Raw genomic sequence first — 25,900 nt, forward strand, 5'->3', positions numbered from 1 at the left:
CTTTTTCTTCACGCCCAAACTAGGGAGGATGTAAAGGGAAGGACAGCAGAGTTGGTGGGTGAGGCGTGGTGGTGCTGTGGACGGGCTGGGGGGCCGCCCCCCCCCCCCCCCCCGCGCCGACGGCGGCGCCCGAGGCCGTCAACGAGAGCCCGCTGTCGACCAGCGACACCTACCAGTTGCGGGCGGCGATTGACCAGTGGATGGCGGCGTTGTCGGCGCGCCAGCCGAACGCCATCAGCGGCTACGTGATGAGCGACCTGCAGGGCGCGTTCCAGGGCGCGCCGGCCGACTACGACGCCGACGCGTTCGAGCGCAGCGTCAAGTTGAGCTTTGCCGGCGCCGCCGGGGCCGACACGGTCGACGTCTGGAGCAACGATATCGAGGAACTGGTCGGCTCGGGCGACATGGCGATGGTGCGCTCGACCCGCAGCTATACCCGCACGGCGGCCGGCGGGCGCGCCACCAGCGTCAAGATGCGCCTGCTCGAAGTCTACCGGCGCCACGACGACGGCAGCTGGCGCATGGCGCGCTTCTTCGGCTTCCCGGGATAAGAACAGGTTTTGCAGGTCGGGTTAGCCCAAGGGGCGTCACCCGACAACGTCGGCCAGGAGCGGCGCGTCTCGCTTCGGCCAACATTGTCGGATGACGCTACGCTAATCCGACCTACGACACCGCCCTGCGTAGCGGCGTGCGAACAGAGAATCCACCACACATCAGAGGATCAGAATACTATGAAACACCCAGCCATCCAACTCGCCTCGGCCCTGTGCCTGGCCGCCTGCGCGCTGAGCGCGCAGGCCGACTCCGCCGACGCCGCCGCGCCCGACGCCGGCGCCTTAGCCTTTCCGCCGCCGGCGTCGTCGGCCTGGCCGGTCAGCGCCAACGTCACGCTGGCCAGCCAGTACATCTCGCGCGGCTTCCGCCAGACCTGGGGCAAACCGGCGCTGCAGGGCGGCTTCGACTACGTCCACGCCAGCGGCTTCTCGGCCGGCACCTGGCTCTCCAACGTCAGCAACCGCTATATCGAAAACGGCACGCTCGAATGGGACCTGTACGGCGCCTATGCCGGCAGCGCCGGCGACCTCGGCTACAGCGCCACCGTGTTCTACTACCTGTATCCGGGCGCCGAATACAAGGCCAGCAGCACCAAGTACGATTACGGCGAACTGTCGCTCGGCCTGACCTGGAAGTTCCTGTACGCCAAATACAACTACACCTACACCAAAGACTTCTTCGGCATCACCAACGCGCGCGGCACCGGCTACCTCGACGTCGGCGCCAACTACGACCTGGGCGGCGGCTTCACGCTGAACCTGCACGTCGGCGACGGCCGCGTCGCCGGCGCCGGCAACGACATCTGGAACTGGCGCGACTACAAGGCCGGCGTCAGCAAAAGCTTCGCCGGCGGCTGGACCGGCGCGGTCTTCTACACCAAGGCCAAGGGGGCGACCAATGTGTATGATGCCTTCGGCACCGGCGTGGCCAATTCCGCCGGCGTGGTCGAGACCTCCAACCCGGCCGCCGGCAGCCTGGTCGTCTCGCTGAACAAGGCGTTTTAAGCGGCGCCGCCGCCGCATCCATCCCGTTGAAAGGACTACCCGTGACGCAATCCGTTTTAGCCAGCTACATCAACGGCGCCTACCGTCCCGGCGCCGGCGCCGCGCGCTTCGCCAACCTCAATCCCGCCACCGGCGCGCTGCTGTGCGAAGTCGAGGTGGCGCTGGAGCCCGAAGTGGCGCTAGCCATCGAGAGCGCCCAGGCCGGCCTGTTGGTGTGGTCGGCGATGAGCGGCGCCGAGCGCGGCCGCATTCTGCTGCGCGCCGCGCAGATCCTGCGCTCGCGCAACCGCGAGCTGGCCGAACTGGAGGTGCGCGACAACGGCAAGCCCATCCAGGAGGCCGAAGTGGTCGACGTCGCCAGCGGCGCCGACTGCATTGAATACTTCGCCGGCCTGGCCGCCAGCGTCCACGGCCACCACTACGGCCTGAAAAACGCCTTCGCCTACACCGTGCGCGAACCGCTCGGCATCTGCGTCGGCATCGGCGCCTGGAACTACCCGCTGCAAATCGCCTGCTGGAAGTCGGCCCCGGCCCTGGCCTGCGGCAACGCGATGATCTTCAAACCGTCCGAACTAAGTCCGCTGACGGCGGCCAAGCTGGCCGAAATCTACACCGAGGCCGGGGTGCCGGACGGCGTCTTCAACGTGCTGCAGGGCGACGCCCGCACCGGCCGGCTGCTGGTGGCGCATCCCGACGTGGCGAAGGTTTCGCTGACCGGCGCGGTCGACACCGGCAAGGCCATCATGGCCGCGGCCGCCGGCACGCTCAAGCGCGTGACGATGGAATTGGGCGGCAAGTCGGCCATGCTGGTGTTTGCCGACGCCGACCTGGAGCAGGCCGTCTCGGCGGCGATGCTCGGCAATTTCTACACCCAGGGCGAAATTTGCACCAACTGCACCCGCGTCTTCGTCCACGGCGATATTTACGACGCCTTCCTGGCGCGGCTGGTCGAGCGCACCGCCAAGCTGCGCGTGGGCGACCCGATGCGGCCGGACACGCAGGTCGGCGCGCTGATCTCGGCCGGCCACACGGAGCGCGTGTTGGGTTACATCGCCAGCGGCGTCGAGCAGGGCGCGCGCCTGCTGATCGGCGGCAAACGCGCCGCCGGGGAGGGCACCGGCGGCGGCAATTTCGTCGAACCGACCATCTTCGCCGACTGCGGCGACGACATGACCATCGTGCGCGAGGAGATTTTCGGGCCGGTGATGTCGGTGCTGCGCTTCGAGGGCGAGGACGAGGCGGTGCAACGCGCCAACGGCACCCGCTTCGGCCTGGCCGCCGGCGTCTTCACGCGCGACCTGGCGCGCGGCCACCGCGTCGCCGGACGCCTGAAGGCGGGCGTGTGCTGGATCAACAACTACAACATCACGCCGGTCGAAATGCCCTTCGGCGGCATCCGCGAGTCCGGCATCGGCCACGAAAACAGCCTGGTGACGATCGACCACTACACCCAGCTCAGAAGCGTCTACGTGGAGCTGGGCGAGGTCGCCTGTCCGTACGAGTAATCAAACCAAAGACTATCGAGCCAAGAGAACAGTATGCGCGAAGAATACGATTACATCATTGTCGGCGCCGGATCGGCCGGCTGCGTGCTGGCCAACCGCCTCACCGAGGACGCCGACGTGCGCGTGCTGGTGCTGGAGGCGGGGCCGGCCGACCGCAGCATTTTCATCCACATGCCGTCGGCGTTCGCCTATCCGCTGGCGAACGACAAGTTCAACTGGTTCTACGACACCGAGGCGGAACCCTTCATGAACCGGCGCAAGATGCACTGCCCGCGCGGGCGCGTGCTGGGCGGCTCCTCGTCGATCAACGGCATGGTCTACATCCGCGGCCACGCCTACGACTACGACGCCTGGGGCGCGCTGCCGGGGCTGGAGCACTGGTCCTACTTCGACTGCCTGCCGTACTTCCGCAAGGCCGAAACGCGCCTGAAGGGCGGCGACGACTACCGCGGCGGCGACGGCCCGCTGAAGGTGTCGACCGGCGCCTGCAAGAACCCTTTGTACCGCGCCTTCATCGAGGCCGGGCAGCAGGCCGGCTATCCGTACACCGCCGACATGAACGGCTACCAGCAGGAGGGCCTGGGGCCGATGGACATGACGGTCTACAAGGGGCGGCGCTGGAGCACGGCCATGGCCTACCTGCGCCCGGCCGCCAAGCGCGCCAACCTGGCGGTGGAAACGCGGGCGCTGGTGACGCGCGTGCTGTTCGACGGCGAACGGGCGATCGGCGTCGAGTACACCCAGGGCGGCCGCTTGCGGCGCGCCCACGCCGCCCGCGAGGTCATCTTGTCCGGCGGCGCGATCAATTCGCCGCAGGTGCTGATGCTCTCCGGAATAGGCCCGGCCGCCGAACTGGCCGCGCTGGGCATCCCGGCGCGGGTCGACCTGCCCGGCGTCGGCAAGAACCTGCAAGACCATATCGAAGCCTACATCCAGTACCGCAGCAAGCAGCCGATCACCCTGTACAGCGCGCAAAACCCGCTGGCCAAGCTGCGCATCGGCACGCAGTGGCTGCTGACGCAAACCGGGCTGGGGGCGACCAACCATTTCGAGGCCGGCGGCTTTATCCGCAGCGCGCCCGGGGTGCGCCACCCCGACCTGCAATACCATTTCCTGCCGATGGCGGTCAGCTACGACGGCGCCTCGCCGGCCTCCGAACACGGCTTCCAGGCCCACGTCGGGCCGATGCGCCCGACCAGCCGCGGCGCCATCACGCTGCGCTCGGCCGACCCGAAGGCGGCGCCGCGCATCCTGTTCAACTACATGCAGACCGAGCAGGACCGCAAGGAAATGCGCGCCGGCGTGCGCCTGACCCGCGAGATCTTCGCGCAGGCGGCGTTCGAACCGTTCCGCAACGGCGAACTGGCGCCCGGCGTGGCGGCCCAGAGCGACGCCGAGATCGACGCCTTCATCCGCGCCAACGCCGAAAGCGCGCTGCACCCGTCCTGCAGCTGCCGCATGGGCAGCGACCCGATGGCGGTGGTGGACGGCGCCGGCCGGGTCCACGGCGTGCGCGGCCTGCGCGTGGTCGACGCCTCGATCATGCCCAACGTCGTCAGCGGCAACCTGAACGCGCCGACCATCATGATGGCCGAGAAAATCGCCGATTTGATACGCGGCAGGGCGCCGCTGCCCAGCGCACGCGTGCCGGTCTACGAGGCGCCCGACTACCCGGCGCGGCAGCGCTGAGCGCCGCGCCCGACCGACCCATCACCGAGGAATAGCATGCAACAAGAAGCAATCGACGATAGCGAGATCGAAAGCGCCGCCGCGGTGGCGCCGGCGGCGCTGCTGGCGCTGCTGGACCGGCTGGGCCTGGAGCACCACGTGGTCGAACACGCGCCGGTCTACACCATCGCCGAGGCGCTCGCGCTGGGGCCGGTGCTGGACGGCGCGATGAGCAAGAACGTCTTCCTGCGCGACGGCAAGGGCCTGCGCCACTTCCTGCTGGTGCTGCCGCACGAGCGCCGCGTCGACCTGGCGGCGCTGGCGCAGGCGCTGTCGGTGTCGAAACTGAGCATGGGTTCGCCCGAACGCCTGCTGCGCCACCTGGGCATCACGCCGGGCGCGGTCAGCGTGTTCGCCGTCGTCAACGACCCGCGGCAGACGGTGCAACTGATCATCGACGACAGCATCTGGCGGGCCGCGCGCATCCAGGCCCACCCGCTGCGCAACACCGCCACGGTATCGCTGTCGCACGCCGCGCTGGAAGGCTTCCTGGCGCACCTCGGGCGCACGGCGCAAGTGATGCGCATCCCTTAACCGCAGGCCCAGTTGGCCGATTTCGTAGCTCGGCTTAGCGCGCACCGCGCGCGTAAGCCGACAATGTTGGCGATGACGGCACCCAAGTGCATGCAAACCCAGGGCAGACATCGCCCAGCCCCACCATTTCACCAGGAGCACCCACGATGGACGCCATCTTCACCGCACCAAAATACATCCTGACGCTGTCCTGCGCCAGCGCCCCCGGCCAAGTGGCGGCGGTGGCCGGCTTCCTTGAGGCGCGCGGCTGCTACATCGACGAGATCGCGGTCTTCGACGACAAACTGAACCAGCGCTTTTTCGCCCGCTGCGTATTCCACGCGGCGGCCGGCAGCACGCCGCCGCTGGCGCTGATGCGCAGCGACTTCAGCGCCATCAGCGAGCGCTTCGGCATGGCCTGGGACATGCGCGACGCCGCCGCCAAGCCGCGCGTGCTGATCATGGTGTCGCGCCTGGACCACTGCCTCAACGACCTGGTCTACCGCTGGCGCATCGGCGAGCTAAAAATGGACATCGCCGCCATCGTCTCGAACCACGCCGACCTGGCGCCGCTGGCGGCGGCGCACGGCTTGCCCTTCCACCACCTGCCGATGACCCCGCAAACCAAGCCGGCGCAGGAGGCGCGTCTGCTGGACATCATCGCCCACAGCGAGGCCGAGCTGGTGGTGCTGGCGCGCTACATGCAGATCCTGTCGACCGAACTGGCCGCCAGCCTGAGCGGACGGGCGATCAACATCCACCACTCCTTCCTGCCGGGCTTCAAGGGCGCCAAGCCCTACCACCAGGCCTACGAGCGCGGCGTCAAGCTGATCGGCGCGACCGCCCACTACGTGACGACCGACCTGGACGAAGGCCCGATCATCGAACAGGTGGTCGAGCGGGTCGACCACAGCTGCGAGCCGGACCAGTTGCTGGCGACCGGGCGCGACATGGAATGCCTGGCGTTGTCGCGCGCGCTGAAGCTGCAGATCGAGCGGCGCGTCTTCCTGAACGGCAACCGCACCGTGGTGCTGCATTAAGTGTGTCAATCCGCTGGCATCAAGCGCTGGCTGGACGCCTTAGGCTACAATCGAGGTACTTTGTAATGCACGGAGCGCAACATGAGCGAGACGACATTCACCTTTCGCGTCGATGAGTCGCTCAAGGAGCAATTCGCGACGGCGGCGAAGACCGGCGATCGCAGCGCTGCCCAGTTGCTGCGGGACTTCATGAGCGACTTCGTTAAGCAGCAACAGGAAGCGCCCGGCCATGATTCGTGGTTTAGACGCGAGGTGCAAATTGGCATCGACGCTGCCAATGCCGGCGATCTGATCCCGGAGGAAGACGTCGAAGCGGAGGCTGCCGCCTGGCGCGCAGAGACACGGCGCAGGATGGCCGGCACTGACTTGTGAAGTTGCTGTGGACTCGGCCGGCGCAGGAAGACCGAAGAGCAATTCGCGAGTACATCGCTAAATTCACAGTGTCCGCAGGATGTTGTAGTAACTCGATGTGCTAAGCATAAACGACAAGTGGCGATTCAAATCCAAAGCGCCCGTGGGCGGGGACTAAGCGACAGAGCAATGGCATCAAGCTCGTCTTGGGAGTCGATCGACAGGTCGCAACCTTGGGCATGTACTGGCGCAGCAAGCTTCCACCACCTGCCGATGACGCCGCAAACCAAGCCGGCGCAGGAGGCGCGCCCGCTGGACATCATCGCCCACAGCGAGGCCGAGCTGGTGGTGCTGGCGCGCTACATGCGGATCCTGTCGACCGAACTGGACGAAGGCCCGATCATCGAACAGGTGGTCGAGCGGGTCGAGCATAGCTGCGAGCCGGACCAGTTGCTGGCGACCGGGCGCGACATGGAATGCCTGGCGCTGTCGCGCGCGCTGAAGCTGCAGATCGAGCGGCGCGTCTTCCTGAACGGCAACCGCACCGTGGTGCTGCACTGATCGTTCCGGGTCCGCTGTTTATTGTCGTAGACAACATTGCCGGCTTCTTGCGTAAGCGTCAACATCGCTGTAGAATGCGAATCATTCTTATTTGCATATTCACAGGCGCCCGGCGCCCGGCGGGGAAAACGGTCATGTCCATCGCGGTCGCGCAGTGCGCGCTTCAACAGGAGCTGCAACAGTTGTATAGCAGCCACCACGGCTGGTTGTACGGCTGGCTGCGCAAGAAGCTCGGCTGCCCGCACCACGCCGCCGATCTGGCGCAGGATACCTTTGTGCGCATTGTCGCCTCGCGCGACGCGCTGCTGGGCGTACGCGCGCCGCGCGCCTTCCTCACCACCACCGCCAAGCGCTTGATGCTCGACCGCGCCAGGCGCCAGTTGATCGAACAAGCCTACCTGGCCGAACTGGCCGCCACCGCCGACGCCAACGCCGGTTTTCCGTCGCCCGAGGAGATCCTCATCGCCTTGCAGGCGCTTGAGCAGATCGGCGCGGCGCTGCGGGGCGTGTCGGCCAAGGCGCGCCAGGCCTTCATGCTGCATTACCTGGACGGGCAAACCCATGCCGCCGTCGCCGTCCAGCTCGGCGTGTCGACCAAGATGGTGCAAAAGTACCTGGTGCAGGCGCTCCTGCGTTGCCACCAGGCGCTCGCCGGGGAGGGCGCGTGAGCGGCGCCCGGCCGGCCGACGGCGTCGCCGAACAGGCCGCCGAGTGGATCGTGCGGCTGACGGCTGACGACCCGGCCGAGCGCGCCGCCGCCGCCGCCGGCTTCGCCGCGTGGAAGCGGGCCGACGCGCGCCACGCCACGGCGGCCGCACGCCTGGAGGGCCTGCTGGGCCAGATGCGCGGGCTGGGCGGCGCCGGTCACGACAGCCGGCCGGCGCGCGCCGCGCTGAACGCGCAGTTCGGCGCGCGCGCCAAGGTCGGCCGCGGCAAGCGCCTGGGCGCCGCGCTGGCGCTGGCGCTGTTGCTGGCCGGGCCGGCCTGGCTGACCATGCAAAGCTACCCGACGGCCTATCTGGCGGCCGACCTGCGCAGCGCCACCGGCGAGTGGCGCAGCCACCAGTTGGCCGACGGCAGCCGCATTACCCTCAACAGCGCCAGCGCCGTCAACCTGCGCTTCGACCGGCGCCGCCGCGCGCTCGAACTGGTGCGCGGCGAGGTGCTGGTCGAGGTGGCGCGCGAGGCTGGCCGGCCGTTCGTCGTCGAAACGGCGCACGCCAGCATCCGCGCGCTGGGCACGCGCTTCGTGGTGCGGCGCGACGGCGCCGCCACCGAGCTGACGATGCTGGAGTCTCGCACCTCGGTGCAGGCGGCCCGGCGGCCCGGCGACGGCGTCGTCGTCAGCGCCGGCGAGGCGGTGCGCATCAGCGCCGACGGCGTCGGGCCACTGGCGCGGATCGACGCCGGCAGCGTCGCCGAGGCGTGGCGCCAGCACCAGTTGGTGGTGCAGGAGCGGCCGCTGACGCAGGTGCTCGACGAGCTGGCCCGGCACCGCCCGGGCCGCATTCAGTACGACCGCCAGCGCCTGGCCGGCATGACGGTGACGGCGGTGCTGCCGCTGGACGACACCGACCGCGCGCTGCAACTGCTGCTGCACAGTTTCCCGACGCTGCGCGTGCGCACCATAAGCAAGTATCTGGTGCTGGTCGACTAGCGCCGGCCGGCAACGCTAAAAAGAAGCAAAGGCAAAGAGCCGGGGTCACACCCTAATACCGCTAAGTGAAGGATTTTCGTAGGTCGGGTTAGCCGGAACGGCGTAACCCGACTGGCGTCGGCAGCGGCTCGGCGTCGGATTACGCTGTCGCTAATCCGACCTACGGAATATCAACTTAGCGGCATTCGCGTCCGACCCCGGGGTTACGCCCTTGGTTTTGACGCATTCAACGCCGAAGCAGCATTCCCCTCCCTTCACTCCCCATCGCCCAAAAATATTTTCATCGGCAGGTTCCTGTTTTCCGTTTTCGCGCGTCAAGGTAGGTGAAAGCAAGGAAAGTGGACCGCGACGCACGCCCAGTGCTAGCCAGTGCCACCCGTTTGACGCCCGTCCAGGGCATGTACCCCATCTGATAGGAATGTGCTGACCATGTTGTCCAAACACGCATCTGTAGTTGCCGCCAGCGCGCCGAAGGCGCGCCTGATCCCGTTGGCCCTGGCCATCCACCTGGCCTTCGCCGGCGCGCTGGCGCTCGGCGGCCACGCCGCCGCGCAAACCCAGGCGGCGGCCGTCGTCCAGTACGACATCCCGGCCGGCCCGCTGGCGGCCGCCCTGAACCGTTTCGCCCAGCGCTCCGGGGTCGCCGTCGCGCTCGACGCCGACAAGGTGCAAGGCTTGCGCAGCGAAGCGCTGAAGGGCGGCTTCGGCGTCGAGGAGGGCTTCAACGCGCTGTTGCGCGGCAGCGCCTTCGTCATCGGCAAGACCGACGCCGGCTATGTGCTGGTGGCGGCGCCGAAGGGGCAGCCTACAAGCGCCGCCGCCGACGCCGCCAGCGGCGAAACCGTGCTGCGGACCATCCAGGTGACGGCCGCCGCCTCGCCCGACGAGCTGCCGGCGGCCTACGCCGGCGGCCACCTGGCGCGCGGCAGCGCGCTCGGCGTGCTGGGTAACACCGACATCATGGACGCGCCCTTCCACACCACCAGTTTCACCGCCAAGCTGATCGAAGACCAGCAGGCGTCGACGGTGGCGGCGGTGCTGCTGAACGACCCGTCGATCCGCGCGACCACGTCGGAGGGGCATATCTACGAGAACTTCAGCATCCGCGGTTTCGAGATCAGCAACGAAGACCTGGCCTTCAACGGCATGTACGGCGTGGCGCCGCAGGGCCACGTGCCGACCGAGTTCCTGGAGCGGGTCGAGGTGCTGAAGGGGCCGGGCGCGCTGTTGGGCGGCATGGCGCCGCAGGGCTCGGTCGGCGCGGTCGTCAACCTGGTGCCCAAGCGCGCCGGCGACAAACCGCTGCGCCGCGTCGCGGCCGACTTCAGCGGCGAGTCGCAACTCGGCGTGCACCTCGACGTCGGCCAGCGTTTCGGCCAAGGCCAGCGCTTCGGCGTGCGCGTGAACGCGGCCTACCGCGACGGCAAGGTCGGCGTCGACGGGCAGAACAAGGAGCGCAGCCTGGCCTCGGTGGCGCTGGACTACCGCGGCGAGAAGCTGCGGATGTCGCTCGACGCCTACAAGGACGGGGAGCACATCACCAACGGCAGCTCGTGGATGGCGACGTTCGCCGGGCCGGGCGTGAACGCGCCGCCGAAGGCGGGCACCAATCTGCTGCGCGGCATTTTCGGCAAGCTCGACACGCAGGCGGCGCTGCTGCACGCCGACTACGAGTTCAGCGACAGCTTGAACGCCTACGCCGGCTTGGGCGCGATGCGCTACCGCTATGCCGGCTACATCAACGGCACGCGCGCGCGCATCAAGAACGCGGCCGGCGACTACGACGGCCAGACCTACAACCAGCGCGGCTCGAGCGACACGGTGTCGGCCGAGGTCGGCCTGCGCGCGCGCTTTTCCAGCGGCCCGGTCAAGCACCAGATGACGCTCGGCGCCAACGCGATCCGGCTCGACGGCGGCCGCGCCACGGTGATGAACAGCCCGTTGTACAAGTCGAACATCTACCAGCCGGTGACGCCGCTGCTGGCCGCCACGCCGGGCGCGCCGCTGCAAAGCGGCGACGCCACCCTGTCCAGTGTCGCGCTGGCCGACACGCTGGCGTTCGCCGGCGACAAGGTGCTGCTGACGCTGGGGGCGCGCCACCAGCGGGTGCAGTCGGCCACGTTCGACGGCAAGGGGGTGAAGGGGCTCGAGTATGACAAAAGCGCGCTGACGCCGGCGCTGGGGCTGGTGCTCAAGCCGTGGGACGCGCCGGTGTCGTTGTACGCCAACGCGATCGAGGGCTTGAGCCAGGGCAGCAAGGTGAACGATCCGCAGTCGAACAACAACGGCTTCGAATTCCCGCCGTACAAGGCGAAGCAAGTCGAGGCGGGCGTCAAATGGGACCTGGGCCGTTTCGCCCACACCGTCAGCGCCTTCCAGATCAAGAAGCCGGGCGTGGTCTACGACGAGCAGAGCAAGCTGTATGGCATCGGTGGCGGCCAGCGCAACCGCGGCCTGGAATGGAGCGCGTTCGGCCAGGTCGGCGCGCAGCTCCAGTTGCAGGGCGGGCTCGCCTACACCGAGGGCAAGCTGACCTTCGGCGAGGGCAAGCCGAACAACGGCAACACGGCGTTCGGCACGCCGAAATGGAAGGCCAACCTGGGCGCCGAGTGGCAGGTGGCGGCCTTGCCGGCGCTGGCGCTGAACGCCCGCGCGATCTACACCGGCGCGCAGTTCGTCAACGCCAAGAACACCCAGCAGATCGGCAGCTGGACCCGCTACGACCTTGGCGCGCGCTACGCCGCCCGCGCCATGGGGCGCGACGTGGTGCTGCGCGCCAACGTCGAGAACCTGTTCGACAAGAGCTACTGGGCCGGTTCGTTCAACGACGGCTTCGTCACGCAGGGCGCGGCGCGCGTCTTCAAGCTGGCCGCCGCGACGGACTTTTAAGCGATGGCGGCGTCGATACCTCCGCCTCCGGGCGCCGGCTATCCGGTGCTGTACGCGCTGGACGGCAACGCCGCCTTTCCCAGCCTGGTTTTGATGAGCCGCACGGTGGCGCGGCAAGGCCACCGGCGTCGAGCCGGCGCTGTCGCGCGGCCTGGCTTTTTTCCTGGAGAAAAAATAATGGATCCTTGGTTCGTCTGGTTGGCGCTGGCGGCCACCTGCGCCGCCTCGCTGTGCCTGTATTTGGCGGCGCCGCGCCAGCAGTGGCTGGCGCGGCCCTGGCCGGCGTTCGCCGGGCGCCTCGCCGGCGCCGTGCTGGCCCTGGCCGCGATGCTGCTGTGGCTGCGGCTGATGCACGTCGCCACCGCCATTTTCACGATGCTGACGCTGACCATGTTGTGCTGGGTCGCGTTGCCGTACCTGGCCGCCTGGCGCAATCTGCGCAGGGGGCGCTAGCGATGGCGACCATTCGACTCGACTGGTGGAGCAAGAGCGTCGCCGGCGTCGTGCTGGGCTTCGGCCTGGCCATCTCGCTGTGCGGCCTGTTCGCCTGGCTCAGCCCCGGCGGCCCGGCGGCGACCAACAAGTATCAGCTGACCATGTGGCTGGCGGCGCCGGTCTGGGCCAGCGTGCTCAGTTTCGTATTCCTGTTCCGCAGCGGTGCGCGGGCCTGGCTGTGGCTGGGCGGCGCCAACGCGCTGGCCTTCGGCGGGCTGTTCGCCTGCCGCCATTTTCTTTCCTGAGGCGTCGATGCGTACTGAAGTGATCCGTTTGTATAAAACCGTGCATACCTGGACCGGCATCGTCAGCGGCCTGTTGCTGTTTATCGCGTTTTACGCCGGCGCCATCACGATGTTCGAGGAGCCGCTGGCGCGCTGGGCCTCGGCGCCGACGCGCTTGAGCAAGCCGACGCTGGCGCAGGCCGACGCCTTGATCGCGCAAACGCTGGCGGCGCGCCCGGACGCGCGCAAGGAGTTCACGCTGCACCTGGGCGAGGCCGAGCATCTGCCGGCGCGCCTGACCTGGCAGAAGGGCCGCGGCGACCGCGCGCCGCTGTCGGCCAACCTGGGGCCGGACGGCGCGCTGCGGGTTGAACGCCTGCATCCGTCCGGGCTGGCGCAGTTCGTCGATACGCTGCACCGCACCGGCGGCGTTCCCGGCGACCCGGAGCTGGGCGAGCACTTGATGGGCGTCGTCAGCCTGCTGTACGCGGTGGCGCTGGTGTCGGGCGTAATCATCCTGCTGCCGTCGCTGGTGAAGGACTTTTTCGCGCTGCGGCTAGGGCGCAACCTGAAGCGCATGTGGCTCGACGCGCACAACGTCGTCGGCATCGCCAGCCTGCCGTTCCACCTGGTGATCGCGCTGACGGCGGTGACGTTCGGCCTGCACGACCAGTTTTACGACGTCCAGGACAAGCTTATCTACAAGGACGGGCTGGCACCGATGATGAAGGCCGGCAGCGCGTACTCCGCCATCGCGCCGGACGGCGGCCGGGCGCCAATGCTGCCGGCCGCCGCGCTGCTGGCGCGGGTCGGCGCGGCGTCGCCCGGTTTCGCGGTCGCGGCGCTGCATTACCGCGCGCCCGGCACGGCCGGGGCGCAGGTGCGCGTGGCCGGCCACGACGGCCGCTATATGACGCGCGCCGAAGGTTTCCTGGTGATGAGCGCGGTCAGCGGCGAAATCGTCAACACCGCCTACTTCCCCGGTGCGCAGGGCACCTGGTCGGCGCCGGTATCGGCGTTCTTTTCGCTGCACCTGGGCAGTTTCGGCGGCGAGACGGTGCGCTGGAGCTATTTCCTGCTGGGCCTGGCCGGCGCCTTCCTGTTCTATTCGGGCAATCTGCTGTGGGTCGAAACGCGGCGCAAGGCCGCGCGCAAGAACGCCGGGCCGGTGGTCCAGCAACGCTCGGCGCGCCTGCTGGCGGCCGGCACGGTCGGCGTCGCCGTCGGTTGCGTCGCCGGCATTTCGCTGGCGATCGCCGCGTCCAAATGGCTGGAGGGCAGGGTGGCCGCGCCCGACGAATGGCACCGGCGGATTTACTACGCCGTCTTCGTCGCCAGCGTGGCCTGGGCCTTCCTGCGCGGCGCCGGCAACGCCGCGCCGACCCTGCTGCGGCTGGCGGCGGCCGGCACCGCGGCGATTCCGCTGACCAGCCTGCTCGCGTGGGCGATTCCCGCGCTTAACCTGTGGGCGCATGGCAGCGCGGCGGCGCTGGGCGTCGACGTGGTGGCGGCGACCGGCGCGCTGGCGCTGTGGTCGATGGCGCGCGCCTCGGCGCGGCGGGCCGCCGCCGGCCCGTCCGACAGCGTTTGGGCCGGTGCGCCGATGGAGCTGCCGGTCGGCAACGAAACCGCTATATCGAGACCTGATCCCCGTTTTGTAGCGTGACGGTGTACTTTCCGTCTTCGCTCCAGCCTTGTCTATTGAGCCAGCACCATTTCTTTCTTGCGCCACTGTTCCCACAGCTCTGCCACCGGCTGCCCGTACGCGGTTTGCAGGGCTAGCCCCACGTTTTCGCCTTGGCGCATGAGTTCGAGCGCGTGTGCAAAGCGTGGCGCGCTTTCTCTGAGGTAACTGACGAACATCGCTGCTTGTCGGTAGTAGGCTGCCCAGCTTAAGCTGCCGCGTTGGGCGGGGTTGAAGCAACCATTGTCCAACGCTGGTTGAAAAGCCTGACCTTCACGCAGCAACTGTCGCGCCTGCGCGTCGCTGACCTTCTCCGCACCACCACCGGAGCTGGCCACTGCCATCCCTTCCAGCCACCAGCGCGGCGCGCACCGCTGGCCGTGTTGGAACCAGAATATGTGCGATAACTCATGCGTAAAAATTGGCAGACCGCTGTCGTTTTTCAGGAGCCGAACGGCGTTCAGGATGACAGTGTTGCCGCCTTGTCCAGTTTCGGCGCTGGAGTCTGCGATCATTACATATTTGGCATAACAAGCCTCGCTCGCACAGACATATACGTTGGGAGACTTGAAGCCGGCGCCGTGTGTGTGCTCAATTGTTGTTTGTGCTGCGGCATATGCCTGCTGCAGCTGTTGCGCCAAAGCCAGTGTTTGCCCTGACGCCGTGCTATCCACGTGCACCAAAGACGCCGTCGAAACATCGTTGAATCCCGTGAAAGGTCGGATCTGTAGCATGCCAGCCTTCATCCAGTTGGAGCAACCCGACATTGCCAGGCAACACAGCACCGCGATGGCTGCGCTGCCGCGCCAGCGACTTGGCTGGCACATGGCCGCATCCTTCAGAACTCTCAATTCTTGCATTGTCATGCCTTTTTTTTTGGCTGTTCAGCCTGTTTGGAACGCGTTGGCGCAGTACAGAGCACCCGCGCGGCGGACTTTCGACCTATGGCAAGCAGAATACTATGCCGGAAGTCGGCGCGCAAAGCTCGGCTGTCCGCTTGCGGTCGATAGCTGACCAACCATGTGCCATGCCCGCCGTCCGACCTCAAGCACACCTGGGATGCTTACGGATAGGCGAGCCATCGCCACAGTCGTTCCAGCGGGCCTTGCTGCCAATGTCGCAGCCAGCATTGGCACAGCGCGCGTTGCAACAGAATGATCGACATGGTCAGTGGAATCAGGGCGGCGAATGGAAATTCGCCCATCCATCCCAGCCCATAACCATAGAACAAGAGCAGCGCGATGACGCTTTGCGAGAGATAATTCGTCAGCGGCATACGCCCCAATGGAAGCAGCCATGCGACCATCGCGCGCCAGCGGGGCGCCTGCCACAGACGCGCGATCAGCAGCAGATAACACAGCGCCAGCGTGGTGCTGCCGGCGTGGTACACCAGCGACTGAAACATGCCCAGCGCGCCCTCGGAGCTGGGCGAGTGGGTGTGCGCCTTGATTGCCGCATAGACCGCGCTACACACCAGGCCGACCAAGGCAAGCGGCCATGGCGAGCGCGCGCGGAGGAATGTCGGCTCGTTCAAGCGGGGCAGTATCTCGCGCGCTATCCAGAAACCGAGGACGAACTGTCCCAGCACTTGGAACGGCCGTCCGGACTGTAAATAACTCATCGGGCGCGTAACGGCGTTGACCATGTTGGAGGCGAGTATTTCCAGGCCATTGTTCGAACTGCGCATCTCGAACAGCGATCTCCCGGCAAAACCCCAATGCGTCTTCAATTGCGTTTGCAACTGGGCCAACGATTGCCAGAACGGTTGCTCCGACGTCAAAAAATGCCCGGTCTGTATCGCCAGCGGCATCAGTAACAAGCCGCCGATCCACCACAGCAGATGGTGGGACTTCAGCGTGCGAAAACACAGCAAGAGCACGCCCATGACACTGTATAGCGTGAGGATGTCGCCATACCAGATCAGGAAGAGGTGACTCAGCCCGAACAAACACAGGGCGGCCATGCGACGACACCAGAACCCGGCAAAAGGTGCCGACAAACGTTCTGCCTTGCCTGCCTGCAAACCAAATCCTATGCCAAAAAGCACGGAAAACAGTGTATAAAACTTACCCTCGACGAAGCAGTCGACCAGGAACAACACGATGCGATCGGCGACCGGCCACGGCAGGGCGCTAAGCTGATCCGGCGTCATCACGTATAGGCCGGCGAAGCTCACCAGGTTGGCGACGCAAATACCGATCAGCGCAAAGCCACGTACGCAATCGAGCAAGTCGATCCGCTGCCCGGCGGGAGTTGGCTTGAGTGTGGCGCGCATGCGTCGCTGCTCAGAAGTCGAACTTGACGGTCAGGTCGACGCTGCGAGGCGATCCCAATATCAGCTGGTTGGCGGCGCTGGGACCGCTCCACGTGGCGTACAGTTTGTCGCCAAGATTGCGTACGCGCAAAGTGACCAGTGCCTTGGGCAGGCGATAGCCCAGATAGGCGTCGGCCAAGGTGTAGCCGTTGATGCGCACCGTGTTGGCGTTGTCGGTGTACATTGCGCCGACATGACTGAGACTGGCACCGGCCGACAAGGGCAGGCCGGCAAAGCGGTAATCGGCCCACAGGTTGGCGGTGCGCTCGGGCACGTTGGTCGGGACATTGCCGATCCGCGATACGCCTCCCGCCTCTACCAAGGTATCGAATTGCGCTTTGAGGACGGCGAGGTTGCCCGACAAGCTGAATTGCCGGGTGGCGCGCCACGCTGCGGAAAGTTCCATGCCCTGTGACGAAACTTGGCCATTATTCACGGTCAAAGTAGGGATGACGGCATCGCGCGAGAGTATGTTGCTTTGCTCGATCTGGTAGACGGCGGCGGTCCATTCCAGTCGGGCGTCCGGCAGGCTTTGCTTGACGCCCAGTTCCACTTGCCTGCCGCGTGTCAGCGGATATTTGGCATTCGCCGCCGATAGCAACAGCAGGTTGGAGGTGCCTGCCGCCGCCGCCGCGTCGGCGATTTGCGCATATAGCGCGGTCGCCTTGGACAGGTCGTACACGGCGCCCAAGCGCACCGAATTGGCGCTGTAGTTTTTCGTGAATGCGCTGTTGGCGCCGGTATTGAGGTCGGCGATGGTGCGCTCTAAACGAATCCGGTCGTGGCGCAGGCCGGTTACCAGCGTAAACTGGGCGCTAAGCTTCAGCGCGTCTTCGACAAACATCGAGGTCACCGGGATCGTTGCCGTCATGTCGGTGCGATTGCCGCCGCCAAGCATGAGCGCCGGATCGCTATTGTAGAAACCGACGAGCGGATTCAATGGATCGACCGGCGCGGCCACCAAACCATTGGAAAAACGGCGCTCGGTCGAAAAATCAGTGTGGGTGTATTCCAGCCCGGCGACAAAACGGTTTCCCATTCCGGCGACCTTGCCCTCATGGCTCAGATCGAGTCGGTTGCCCCAGACTTCATGATCGTGTCCGACATCCACCTGGTCGCGATCGATCATGCCGGAACTCTTGTTGAACACGGCCTGTTCGGCGTTGCGCCAGCGGCGGTGGGCGTTGTAATAGCTGAAGTCATTGCGCAATATCCAGGCATCGGATAACTGCCAGTTCAGGCGCGCGCGCGTCGACAGGCTGTCGGAATCCATGCGAGCGTCGGCGACGTTGTAATTCCGCTTAGCCATGCGGCGGTCGATCACCCGGCCGTCGCTGGTGCGCACTACCGAGGTGGCATTGCCAGCCGCAAAAACGCCGCTCACCAGCGGCGTGCCGTTATAGGCTTCGACGTCGTCGCGCAGATAATCGAGCGACAGGTCCAATTTGATACGCGGCGCCAGTTCGAAGGCAAGGCCGGTGGTCAGGTGATCGAGTTGCTGGCCACCGCGATCGACATGGCCGTCGGATTGCTGGTGGCTGAGATCGAAGCGATAGGCGGCGGTTTCTCCCAGTGCGCCGCCGTTGCCGATGGCGGCACGCGAGGTGTTGAAACTACCGTAGGAAATCAGGGCTTCCGAGCCGGGGTTGCTGCGATCGGGCTGTTTGCTGACAAAATTGACCGCGCCACCGATGCCGCCTTCGCCATACAGTACCGACGCCGGACCCTTGAGTACTTCGATGCGCGCGTAATTCCAGCTGTCTTGCGGCCGGCTCGACATGGTCGGCGTGGAAATGCGCACGCCGTCGAACAGGTAAGTGACGAAGCCGCCGTTGAATCCACGCGTGGACGCCAGCCCTGGCGAGGACGGGCTGCCGCCGACGCTGATGCCGACCGCGCCGCGCATCGCCTCTTCCAAGGTGCGCGCACCGCGCTGTTGGATCAGGTCTTGGCCGATCACCTCGACCGAGGCCGGGGTCTGGCGCAGGCTCAGGCCGAGCCGCGAGCCGACCGCGGCCGGCGCGTCCTGCGTCATGCCGCGCTCCAAGTCGGCGCTGACCACGACCGTTTGCAGGGCGGCCTCGGGGGCCGCGGCATGGGTCTGCGCTAGCACAAGCGCGGGCGACGCCATGCACGCCATGGCGACGGCCTGGCCAATGCGTCGGCGATGAGTGGAGAAGGCGGGAGTTGATGTACGGAAGGCGGACAGCACGGTAACGGGGACGGGTTTGCGAGACATGGCGTTCTTTCAGCGTTTCATGTTTAATGATAATGGTATCTCATTATCGTAACATGAAAAAATAGCTGTTCAGCAATTTATCGCCCGAGAACGACGCCGGAGCTGTCTTGAAGACGGTGCTTCGACTATCATGACTACCTTCTAGAAAGACTGAAAAACCGGGACACCAGCGCAATGGAACGATCAACACGGCAACGCACCGCAATCTCCGCCATCATCGACGCGGCACACAGGCCCCTTTCGCCGCAGGAAATTCTGGACGGTGCGAGAGACGCCGGGACCGCTGTGGGCATCGCCACGGTGTACCGCAACATCAAGTTGCTGGTGGACGAAGGCGCCATTCAGGTCGTCGCCCTGCCGGGAGATAGCCCGCGCTACGAATCGACCGGACTCCGGCATCACCACCATTTCCAGTGCGGCGTGTGTAAGAGGGTGTTTGATGTGGACGGCTGCCCGGGCAACATGACGGGCTTGGCGCCGAAGGGCTTTACTGTCGAGCGACACGAATTGACGCTGTATGGGCAATGTGCTGACTGTGGCGCCGGCGCACACTCGTAAGCCGGTCGCCGCGGGCTAGCGCCTATTTCGCCAGCGCCGGCGCCAGCTTGATGAATTCCGGCGACGCGCGCAGGCGGCCGATTTCGCTCCAGACCGCGTTGACGTAGGCCGGGTGGGCTTGCTGGAAGTCGCGGTTGAACGCCAGGTACAGCGTGAACGACAGGAACGGCGCCGGCAGCAGCTCCAGCTCGCCGGCCATGTCGCCGTTGGCCAGCTCGTTGGCGGCGGCCAGGCCGTTCATCACCAGCAGGTCGCCGCGGCCGACCAGCAGCTTGCGCAGCAGCGATTCGTTGGCCTGCGCGCCCTCGTCGCCCTGCACGCCCAGCTTCGCCAGCTTTTCCCGCACCGAGACGATGCCTTTGTTAAACATCACGGGCGTGCTCAGCGCGCTGAAGGCCTTGCCGTCCCAGTTGGCTTTGCTGCCGATGCGGCGCAGCACCACCATGGTGACGGTGCCGACCGCCTTTTGCGTGTCGACCTGTCCCTCGCCCATCGGAAACGCCATTGACGCCGCGTATATGGCCGACGGCGGCAGGGCCGCGTCGTAGGCGCCGGCCATCACCCCCTCGGTGCAGCGCAACCACGGCACCACGGCAAACTGCACCTGGTCGCCTTGCAGCGCGAGCGCCTTGCGCACCAGCCATTGGCCCTGGCCGTCGTGGTCGGTGAAGGTCAGCGGCGGGAACGGGTTGGTGGGAATGCACACGCTGACGGTGCGCGCCAGGCAGCTCGCCGACAGGCCGAGTACGCCGCAGGCCAGGGCAAGGCGGGACAATAGCGGGCGGGCGGGGCGTTGAATCATGGTGGGTTCTGGGGTGAAAGGGGCGGCGGCCCGGCGGCCGTAATGCCGCCAAGCAAGAGCATTCTACCGTGCCGCCCGAGCCACACGCCTGAATCGCACTGCCGCGGTGCATGCCACTGTGGCGTGGCAACCACGGCGACGTTTTTGATCGTATACAAGTCGCTTATGGGGCGCTGCCGCCGAAACCCCCACAGTATGCTCTGGAGGTCTGCATCGTTTCCGCAAGACACTCTTGCACCATCGACGGCAACGGTGGATATTCATGGTTGTAGTGATAAGGGGAAGCAAATGTTTAACAAGTGCCATCAACGATGGCGGACACTGTGCCCGGCCTTGGTGCTCGGCCTTTCCTTCGCGGTTGCGCCGGCGGCCGGCGCCGCCGACGGCAAGGCGCTGCGCATAGGCTGGACCGCCTGGTCGGACGCGGAAGCGGTCACCAATATCGCCAAGCAGGTGATCGAGCAGAAACTCGGTTACAAGGTCGAGCTGGTGATGACCGATATCGGCCTGCAATACCAGGGCGTCGCCAAGGGCCAGCTCGACGTCATGCTGATGTCCTGGCTGCCGACCACGCACAAGGCTTACTGGGACAAATTGTCGGGCGAATTGGTCGACATGGGCGTGCTGTACGACAACGCCAAGCTGGGCTGGGCGGTGCCGGCCTACGTGCCGGAAGCGCAGCTCAACAGCATTGCCGACCTGGGCAAGCCCGAGGTGCAGAAGCAGTTGAAAAACCAGGTGCAGGGCATCGATCCCGGCGCCGGGCTGATGAAGGCGTCCGAGGGCGCGCTGAAGAGCTACAAGCTCGACAACTACAAGCTGCAGACCGGTTCCGACGCGGCGATGGTGATCGCGCTCGACCGCGCCATCAAGCGCAAGGAGTGGATCGTCGTCACGACCTGGACCCCGCATTGGATGTTCTCCAAATACAAGCTGCGTTATCTGCAAGACCCGAACCAGGCGCTGGGTGGCGCCGAGGCGATCCACGCGATCGCGCGCAAGGGTTTCGAGCAGGACTTCCCGAAGGCGGCGGCGTTCATCAGCAATTTCAAGATTCCGCTGGCCGACCTGGAGGGAATCATGTTGCGCGCCAAGGACACGTCCTACGAGAAGGAGGCCACCGCCTATATCAAGTCGCATCCGGACATGCTGGAAAAATGGCTGAAGGATGTGAAGTAAGCCGGCGTTCGTGAACGCCATTTTGCCTCTGTACATAAAGGAACCCTGATGAAGCCGAAATGTAGACTCTCTGCGCTGGCCGCCGCGCTGGCGCTCGCTGGCGGCGCCCACGCCAGCAACGTCACCGTGTATGGCAACCTGGACGCCGCGGTGCGCCATTCCACCAATATCGACGGCAATAACAAGGACGTGACGGAACTGGTGTCGGGCGGCTTGACCGCCAGCAAGTGGGGCTTCAAGGGCAGCGAGGATCTGGGCGGCGATCTGCGCGCGGTGTTCCAGCTGGAGTCGGGCATCGGCATCGACACCGGCCAGGGCAAGCAGCAAAACGTCGGCTCCAACACCTTGTTCGGGCGGCAAGCGTACGTCGGCCTGACCGGCGACTTCGGCAGCCTGACCTTCGGCCGCCAGTACAACGCGCTCAACGTCGCCTTCGACTACCAGCCGATCGGCGGCATCTACTATTCGGACCCGTTTTTCGTCGGCGGCGACAATTTCTTCATGGGCTATCGGATCAATAACAGCGTGGTCTACGCGAAATCGTTTGGCGCTTTGTCGGTGCAGCTCGATTACGGCTTCGGCGAACGCGGCGGCAGCGGCCGCAACGGCGCCACCTACGGCGCCAGCCTCGCTTACGTAACCGGCCCGCTCAACCTGGGCGGCGCCTATGAACAGGCCAGGGCGGTCGACGGCGCCACCACCGCCAAGACCTGGACCGGCGGCGGCGGCTACGCGATCGGCCCGGCCAAGCTGTACTTGGGCCATCTGCACAACCGCGAAGAGGGCGCCAGCGAGCGCAGCCGCAAGATGACGTTTGGCGGCGTCAGCTACCAAGCGACGCCGGCGCTGAGCCTGTCGGGCGGCTATTACAGCTACCGCCAGTCCGATTGCGCCGGCGTCTGCGTCGTCACGCCCGGCTCGGCCAGCAACGTCTCCGGCGGCATGGGCTCGAACGCGGCGACCGGCTTCGCCACCGGCGCCGGCCGCGGCAAGGCCGACATCGTCGCGCTGGTCGCCAATTACGCGCTGTCCAAGCGCACCAGCGTTTACCTGGAAGCGGACCGCACCGACGCCAGGGACGGCGCCGCGCGCGACGACGTCAATTACTGGTGGGGCGACTCGCCCCGGCTAAGCAAGCTGCGCCGCACCGGCGTGATGGTGGGCCTGCGCCAGTCGTTTTAGTGTCGATTGAGCTTTCCCTCGCCCCGTCCAGGACTCTCCAGCCTGGACGGGTTTTTTGCGTTGGCCTCAATCAAGCGATACAAACCTGCCTATCACCTTGTTTTTGATGAAGACAGCGAGCCTCGATGGCAGCGCGACGTTCAAGATGGCGCGCATGGTGCCGGCGGCGTAATCGTTGCTGGTATGTACCAGGTAAGCGCCCTGGCTCTTTCCTGCGCGAGCACGCTGTCGATGGCGACGCATAATAAGGCACAGCGATTGAAGGTGGTAATCACAACGGAAACGCGCGGTGCGCGGCTTGAGCAGACCATTTCCCCTCCGAAAGTTTTCCCACCTGTCCACTCGCCGCCGGCATTCGCAACGAGGTAGTCATTTCCGATGATTTTGTCAGGTTCCGGCACCTCGTAAAGTGATATGGCTCAACGGGCCGGGAACGGCGCCGCCTGTATCGGCGCAAATCGCTTGCGCTCGCCCCCGGCCGCGCGGCTGACTCCGCGTCCGCCAAACCCCGCCGCGAGGCACGCCGCGCCGCCGCGGCTTTCCCGCGGCGACAAGGCGCCATCGCGCGTGTCGGATTTGTACAAGTCGTAGTCCTTTGCAATCAATTTTGTCGCCATCGGAAATTTCATAATGGAGTCACGATTCAACGCTAGGGAACGCATAATGGCAAACGATACCTATTCACTGTGGCGCCTGATTAAAGAGGGTTTCAAACAGAACGAGAACTGGACGCCGGCCTGGCGCAGCCCGGAAGTGAAGCCGTCCTACGACGTCATCATCATAGGGGCCGGCGGGCACGGGCTGGCCACCGCCTACTACCTGGCCAAGGAGCACAAGCTCAAGAATATCGCGGTCATCGAGCGCGGCTATCTGGGCGGCGGCAACACCGCCCGCAACACCACCATCGTGCGTTCCAACTACCTGTGCGACGAGGCCTCGAACCTGTACGAACACTCGCTCAAGCTGTGGGAGACGCTGTCGCAGGAAATCAACTTTAACGTGATGTTCAGCCAGCGCGGCGTCTTCAACCTGGGCCACACGCTGCAGGACATGCGCGACATCGAACGCCGCGTCAACGCCAACCTGCTCAACAAGATCGACGCCCAGGTGCTGTCGGCGGACGAGGTCAAGCGCCGCATCCCGCTGCTCGACACCAGCGCCAACGCGCGCTATCCGATCATGGGCGCCAGCTTCCAGGCGCGCGCCGGGGTGGCGCGCCACGACGCGGTGGCCTGGGGCTTCGCCCGCGCCGCCAGCATGCTCGGCGTCGACATCATCGAGCAGTGCGAGGTGACCGGCCTGGATATCGAGGCCGGCCGCATCCGCGGCGTGCAGACCTCGCGCGGCGCGATCCGCGCCGACCGCGTCGCCTGCGTCGCCTCCGGCCACTCGACCACGCTGGCGAAGATGGCCGGCATCCGCCTGCCGCTGGAAAGCCACCCCTTGCAGGCCTTCGTGTCGGAGTCGCTCAAGCCGATGCTCGACACGGTGGTGATGTCGAACGCCGTGCACGGCTATGTCAGCCAGTCCGACAAGGGCGAGCTGGTGATCGGCGCCGGCATCGACAGCTACCTCAGTTACGCCCAGCGCGGCAGCCCGCACGTCATCGAGCACACCGCCGCCGCCATCCTGCAGCTGTTCCCGATGTTCTCGCGGGTGCGCATGAACCGCCAGTGGGGCGGCATCGTCGACGTCTCGCCGGACGCCTGCCCGATCATCGGCAAGTCGCCGGTCAAGGGCCTGTACTTCAACTGCGGCTGGGGCACCGGCGGCTTCAAGGCCACGCCCGGTTCCGGCCACGTGTTCGCCCACACCATCGCCCACGACCAGCCGCACCCGCTGAACGCGCCGTTCGCGCTGGAGCGCTTCCACACCGGCCATTTGATCGACGAGCACGGCGCCGCCGCCGTCGCGCACTAGAAGAACGAACAGACTGAGAGGAGTAGCCATGTTTATTTTGCACTGTCCACACTGTGGCGAGGCGCGCGAGGAGGAGGAGTTCTCCAACGCCGGCGAGGCCTTCATCGTGCGCCCGGGCGCGCCCGACAGCGCCAGCGACGAGGAGTGGGGCGATTACGTCTTCATGCGCAAGAACCCCAAGGGCTGGCACTGGGAGCAGTGGCTGCACGCGGCCGGCTGCCGCAAGGTGGTGGTGGTGAAGCGCCACACGGTAACCCACGACATCGCCGGCTGTTGGACGCTGGCCGAAGCCAAACCCCTTTATCTGCAGGAGCAAGCGTGAATTCGCACCGCGTCAACCGTCCCAACGCGCGCATCGACCGCGCCACACCCCTCTCGTTCAGCTTCGACGGCAAGCAGATGCAGGGCTACGCCGGCGACACGCTGGCCTCGGCGCTGCTGGCCAACGGCGTGCGCATGATCGGACGCAGCTTCAAGTACGGCCGCCCGCGCGGCATTATCGGCGCCGGCGCCGAGGAGCCGAACGCGCTGGTGCAACTGGAGCGCGGCGCCGCCACCGTGCCGAACGTGAAGGCGACCCAGGTCGAGCTGTACGCCGGCCTGCAGGCGTTTTCGACCACCGGCTGGCCCTCGCTGAATTTCGACGCCAAGGGCATCATGGGCCACGCCGCGCGCTTCATGCCGGCCGGCTTCTATTACAAGACCTTCATGGCGCCGGCGAAGATGTGGCCGCTGTACGAGGACCTTATCCGCCGCGCCGCCGGCTACGGCCGCGCGCCGGTCGAATCCGACCCCGAGCACTACGACCATCTGCACCACCACGTCGACGTGCTGGTGGTCGGCGCCGGCGCCTGCGGCATCTGGTCGGCGCTGCTGGCGGCGCGCGCCGGGCTGCGCGTGATGCTGGTCGACGAGCAGGCCGAGATGGGTGGCTGGCTGCTGACCGACCACGAGTTGGGCATCGACGGTTACGCCGCGCTGACCTGGTTGCGCGCCTGCGTGGCCGAACTCGACGGCCTGGCGAACGTCAAGCGGCTGGCGCGCACCACCGCGTTCGCGCTGCATGACCAGCAGCTGGTGCAGGCGGTCGAGCTGATCCAGGACCACGTGGCGCCGGGCCGGCGCAAGGCCGAGCTGCCGCGCCAGCGCCTGCACAAGATCCGCGCCACCCAGGTGGTGCTGGCGACCGGCGCCATCGAGCGCCCGCTGGTGTTCGGGAACAACGATTTGCCGGGCGTGCTGACGGCGTCTGCCGGCCAGACTTACTTGAACCGCTACGCGGTGCGGGCCGGCCAGAAGGTGCTGGTGCTGACCTCGAACGACTGGGCCTACGGCGCGGCGCGCGACCTGGCGCAGGCCGGCGCGCAGGTGACCTTGGCCGACACCCGCGGCGGCGGCGCCCTGGGGGGGGGGGGGGGGGGGGGGGGAGGAGGGGGGGGGAGAGGGGGGGGGGGGGGGGGGGGGAGGGAAGGCGAGGGGAGGAGTGGTAGAACGTGGAGA

Annotated in this window: 24 protein-coding genes and 1 pseudogene; 20 read left to right on the forward strand and 5 right to left on the reverse strand. The window is 66.3% G+C overall.

The annotated features are described in order from the left end of the window. Nucleotides 1-71: 71 nt before the first annotated feature. The 14 genes and pseudogenes from ACFDR9_RS18585 (at nt 72) to ACFDR9_RS18650 (ending at nt 14,188) form a co-directional block, all read left to right on the forward strand. Nucleotides 72-551, forward strand: a complete 480-nt coding sequence (locus tag ACFDR9_RS18585; RefSeq protein WP_409031956.1) for a YybH family protein — start codon at nt 72-74, stop codon at nt 549-551. A 180-nt stretch (nt 552-731) separates the two neighbouring features. After that, a complete protein-coding gene (locus tag ACFDR9_RS18590) occupies nt 732-1,559 on the forward strand; it encodes a TorF family putative porin (RefSeq protein WP_327075959.1) in 828 nt (275 codons plus the stop codon). A 41-nt stretch (nt 1,560-1,600) separates the two neighbouring features. After that, nucleotides 1,601-3,064 (forward strand): betaine-aldehyde dehydrogenase, encoded by a 1,464-nt coding sequence (gene betB / locus ACFDR9_RS18595; protein WP_017876386.1) that lies wholly within the window; start codon nt 1,601-1,603, stop codon nt 3,062-3,064. 33 nt (nt 3,065-3,097) lie between these two features. Further along, nucleotides 3,098-4,753, forward strand: coding sequence for a choline dehydrogenase (gene betA / locus ACFDR9_RS18600; RefSeq protein ID WP_327075960.1), 1,656 nt, complete (start codon nt 3,098-3,100; stop codon nt 4,751-4,753). 36 nt (nt 4,754-4,789) lie between these two features. Next, the gene (locus ACFDR9_RS18605) at nt 4,790-5,326 is read left to right on the forward strand and encodes a prolyl-tRNA synthetase associated domain-containing protein (RefSeq protein ID WP_327075961.1); all 537 of its coding nucleotides are present in this window, start codon (nt 4,790-4,792) and stop codon (nt 5,324-5,326) included. A gap of 146 nt (nt 5,327-5,472) precedes the next feature. Further along, nucleotides 5,473-6,345 carry a formyltetrahydrofolate deformylase gene (gene purU, locus ACFDR9_RS18610; RefSeq protein ID WP_017876383.1) on the forward strand — a complete coding sequence of 291 codons (873 nt, stop codon included), beginning with the start codon at nt 5,473-5,475 and terminating at the stop codon, nt 6,343-6,345. A gap of 81 nt (nt 6,346-6,426) precedes the next feature. After that, complete coding sequence (locus ACFDR9_RS18615; protein ID WP_327075962.1) at nt 6,427-6,717, forward strand: hypothetical protein; 291 nt, start codon at nt 6,427-6,429, stop codon at nt 6,715-6,717. A 207-nt stretch (nt 6,718-6,924) separates the two neighbouring features. Further along, nucleotides 6,925-7,257 (forward strand): annotated as a pseudogene (locus ACFDR9_RS18620) (formyltetrahydrofolate deformylase); the annotation flags it as partial. 134 nt (nt 7,258-7,391) lie between these two features. Beyond that, on the forward strand, nt 7,392-7,925 hold the full coding sequence (locus ACFDR9_RS18625) for a sigma-70 family RNA polymerase sigma factor (RefSeq protein ID WP_017876382.1): 534 nt from the start codon (nt 7,392-7,394) through the stop codon (nt 7,923-7,925). Further along, on the forward strand, nt 7,922-8,914 hold the full coding sequence (locus tag ACFDR9_RS18630; protein WP_327075963.1) for a FecR domain-containing protein: 993 nt from the start codon (nt 7,922-7,924) through the stop codon (nt 8,912-8,914). The genes ACFDR9_RS18625 and ACFDR9_RS18630 overlap by 4 nt, the downstream gene beginning before the upstream one ends. A 429-nt stretch (nt 8,915-9,343) precedes the next feature. Then, nucleotides 9,344-11,803: a TonB-dependent siderophore receptor gene (locus ACFDR9_RS18635; protein ID WP_409031957.1), complete on the forward strand. Its 2,460-nt coding sequence runs from the start codon at nt 9,344-9,346 to the stop codon at nt 11,801-11,803. A gap of 177 nt (nt 11,804-11,980) precedes the next feature. Continuing rightward, on the forward strand, nt 11,981-12,256 hold the full coding sequence (locus ACFDR9_RS18640; protein WP_017876378.1) for a hypothetical protein: 276 nt from the start codon (nt 11,981-11,983) through the stop codon (nt 12,254-12,256). Between the two features lie 2 nt (nt 12,257-12,258). Continuing rightward, complete coding sequence (locus ACFDR9_RS18645) at nt 12,259-12,543, forward strand: hypothetical protein (RefSeq protein WP_017876377.1); 285 nt, start codon at nt 12,259-12,261, stop codon at nt 12,541-12,543. Between the two features lie 7 nt (nt 12,544-12,550). After that, the gene (locus ACFDR9_RS18650; protein WP_409031958.1) at nt 12,551-14,188 is read left to right on the forward strand and encodes a PepSY-associated TM helix domain-containing protein; all 1,638 of its coding nucleotides are present in this window, start codon (nt 12,551-12,553) and stop codon (nt 14,186-14,188) included. A gap of 32 nt (nt 14,189-14,220) precedes the next feature. Here the strand turns inward: ACFDR9_RS18650 and ACFDR9_RS18655 are convergent, their stop codons facing one another. The 3 genes from ACFDR9_RS18655 to ACFDR9_RS18665 all read right to left on the reverse strand — a co-directional run bounded on the left by ACFDR9_RS18655 (nt 14,221) and on the right by ACFDR9_RS18665 (nt 18,759). After that, nucleotides 14,221-15,072 (reverse strand): hypothetical protein, encoded by an 852-nt coding sequence (locus ACFDR9_RS18655; RefSeq protein WP_409031959.1) that lies wholly within the window; start codon nt 15,070-15,072, stop codon nt 14,221-14,223. Nucleotides 15,073-15,269: 197 nt separating this feature from the next. Then, complete coding sequence (locus ACFDR9_RS18660) at nt 15,270-16,481, reverse strand: DUF418 domain-containing protein (RefSeq protein ID WP_409031960.1); 1,212 nt, start codon at nt 16,479-16,481, stop codon at nt 15,270-15,272. A 10-nt stretch (nt 16,482-16,491) separates the two neighbouring features. Next, a complete protein-coding gene (locus ACFDR9_RS18665; RefSeq protein WP_409031961.1) occupies nt 16,492-18,759 on the reverse strand; it encodes a TonB-dependent receptor in 2,268 nt (755 codons plus the stop codon). Nucleotides 18,760-18,933: 174 nt separating this feature from the next. Between ACFDR9_RS18665 and ACFDR9_RS18670 the strand changes: the two genes are divergently transcribed. Beyond that, on the forward strand, nt 18,934-19,317 hold the full coding sequence (locus ACFDR9_RS18670) for a Fur family transcriptional regulator (protein ID WP_409031962.1): 384 nt from the start codon (nt 18,934-18,936) through the stop codon (nt 19,315-19,317). A gap of 22 nt (nt 19,318-19,339) precedes the next feature. Here ACFDR9_RS18670 and ACFDR9_RS18675 read toward each other — a convergent pair whose 3' ends face one another. Beyond that, a complete protein-coding gene (locus tag ACFDR9_RS18675) occupies nt 19,340-20,119 on the reverse strand; it encodes a hypothetical protein (protein WP_409031963.1) in 780 nt (259 codons plus the stop codon). Between the two features lie 288 nt (nt 20,120-20,407). On the opposite strand from ACFDR9_RS18675, the gene ACFDR9_RS18680 reads away from it, so the two are divergent. Both ACFDR9_RS18680 and ACFDR9_RS18685 read left to right on the forward strand, forming a co-directional pair. Further along, a complete protein-coding gene (locus ACFDR9_RS18680; RefSeq protein ID WP_409031964.1) occupies nt 20,408-21,298 on the forward strand; it encodes a glycine betaine ABC transporter substrate-binding protein in 891 nt (296 codons plus the stop codon). A 48-nt stretch (nt 21,299-21,346) separates the two neighbouring features. Further along, a complete protein-coding gene (locus ACFDR9_RS18685) occupies nt 21,347-22,480 on the forward strand; it encodes a porin (RefSeq protein ID WP_409031965.1) in 1,134 nt (377 codons plus the stop codon). A gap of 419 nt (nt 22,481-22,899) precedes the next feature. Here the strand turns inward: ACFDR9_RS18685 and ACFDR9_RS18690 are convergent, their stop codons facing one another. Then, nucleotides 22,900-23,109 carry a hypothetical protein gene (locus ACFDR9_RS18690; protein ID WP_409031966.1) on the reverse strand — a complete coding sequence of 70 codons (210 nt, stop codon included), beginning with the start codon at nt 23,107-23,109 and terminating at the stop codon, nt 22,900-22,902. A gap of 34 nt (nt 23,110-23,143) precedes the next feature. On the opposite strand from ACFDR9_RS18690, the gene ACFDR9_RS18695 reads away from it, so the two are divergent. The 3 genes from ACFDR9_RS18695 to ACFDR9_RS18705 form a co-directional block, all read left to right on the forward strand. After that, a complete protein-coding gene (locus tag ACFDR9_RS18695; RefSeq protein ID WP_409031967.1) occupies nt 23,144-24,400 on the forward strand; it encodes a sarcosine oxidase subunit beta family protein in 1,257 nt (418 codons plus the stop codon). 28 nt (nt 24,401-24,428) lie between these two features. Further along, nucleotides 24,429-24,722 carry a sarcosine oxidase subunit delta gene (locus tag ACFDR9_RS18700; protein ID WP_026132805.1) on the forward strand — a complete coding sequence of 98 codons (294 nt, stop codon included), beginning with the start codon at nt 24,429-24,431 and terminating at the stop codon, nt 24,720-24,722. Continuing rightward, a partial coding sequence (locus ACFDR9_RS18705; RefSeq protein ID WP_409031968.1) for a 2Fe-2S iron-sulfur cluster-binding protein occupies nt 24,719-25,900 on the forward strand: 1,182 nt, incomplete at its 3' end. The genes ACFDR9_RS18700 and ACFDR9_RS18705, both read left to right, overlap by 4 nt.

It is taken from the genome of Janthinobacterium sp. CG_23.3, assembly GCF_046115965.1.
Lineage (GTDB): Bacteria > Pseudomonadota > Gammaproteobacteria > Burkholderiales > Burkholderiaceae_D > Janthinobacterium.

Excerpts from the sequence above, each read along its gene's own strand:
- ACFDR9_RS18665 (WP_409031961.1), bottom strand. The coding sequence starts at position 18,759 with ATGTCTCGCAAACCCGTCCCCGTTACCGTGCTGTCCGCCTTCCGTACA.
- ACFDR9_RS18690 (WP_409031966.1), bottom strand. The coding sequence starts at position 23,109 with ATGAAATTTCCGATGGCGACAAAATTGATTGCAAAGGACTACGACTTG.
- ACFDR9_RS18615 (WP_327075962.1), top strand. The coding sequence starts at position 6,427 with ATGAGCGAGACGACATTCACCTTTCGCGTCGATGAGTCGCTCAAGGAG.
- purU (WP_017876383.1), top strand. The coding sequence starts at position 5,473 with ATGGACGCCATCTTCACCGCACCAAAATACATCCTGACGCTGTCCTGC.
- ACFDR9_RS18670 (WP_409031962.1), top strand. The coding sequence starts at position 18,934 with ATGGAACGATCAACACGGCAACGCACCGCAATCTCCGCCATCATCGAC.
- ACFDR9_RS18590 (WP_327075959.1), top strand. The coding sequence starts at position 732 with ATGAAACACCCAGCCATCCAACTCGCCTCGGCCCTGTGCCTGGCCGCC.
- ACFDR9_RS18640 (WP_017876378.1), top strand. The coding sequence starts at position 11,981 with ATGGATCCTTGGTTCGTCTGGTTGGCGCTGGCGGCCACCTGCGCCGCC.
- ACFDR9_RS18625 (WP_017876382.1), top strand. The coding sequence starts at position 7,392 with ATGTCCATCGCGGTCGCGCAGTGCGCGCTTCAACAGGAGCTGCAACAG.
- ACFDR9_RS18675 (WP_409031963.1), bottom strand. The coding sequence starts at position 20,119 with ATGATTCAACGCCCCGCCCGCCCGCTATTGTCCCGCCTTGCCCTGGCC.
- betA (WP_327075960.1), top strand. The coding sequence starts at position 3,098 with ATGCGCGAAGAATACGATTACATCATTGTCGGCGCCGGATCGGCCGGC.
- ACFDR9_RS18645 (WP_017876377.1), top strand. The coding sequence starts at position 12,259 with ATGGCGACCATTCGACTCGACTGGTGGAGCAAGAGCGTCGCCGGCGTC.
- ACFDR9_RS18635 (WP_409031957.1), top strand. The coding sequence starts at position 9,344 with ATGTTGTCCAAACACGCATCTGTAGTTGCCGCCAGCGCGCCGAAGGCG.
- ACFDR9_RS18655 (WP_409031959.1), bottom strand. The coding sequence starts at position 15,072 with ATGACAATGCAAGAATTGAGAGTTCTGAAGGATGCGGCCATGTGCCAG.
- ACFDR9_RS18605 (WP_327075961.1), top strand. The coding sequence starts at position 4,790 with ATGCAACAAGAAGCAATCGACGATAGCGAGATCGAAAGCGCCGCCGCG.
- ACFDR9_RS18685 (WP_409031965.1), top strand. The coding sequence starts at position 21,347 with ATGAAGCCGAAATGTAGACTCTCTGCGCTGGCCGCCGCGCTGGCGCTC.
- ACFDR9_RS18680 (WP_409031964.1), top strand. The coding sequence starts at position 20,408 with ATGTTTAACAAGTGCCATCAACGATGGCGGACACTGTGCCCGGCCTTG.
- ACFDR9_RS18650 (WP_409031958.1), top strand. The coding sequence starts at position 12,551 with ATGCGTACTGAAGTGATCCGTTTGTATAAAACCGTGCATACCTGGACC.
- ACFDR9_RS18695 (WP_409031967.1), top strand. The coding sequence starts at position 23,144 with ATGGCAAACGATACCTATTCACTGTGGCGCCTGATTAAAGAGGGTTTC.
- ACFDR9_RS18660 (WP_409031960.1), bottom strand. The coding sequence starts at position 16,481 with ATGCGCGCCACACTCAAGCCAACTCCCGCCGGGCAGCGGATCGACTTG.
- ACFDR9_RS18700 (WP_026132805.1), top strand. The coding sequence starts at position 24,429 with ATGTTTATTTTGCACTGTCCACACTGTGGCGAGGCGCGCGAGGAGGAG.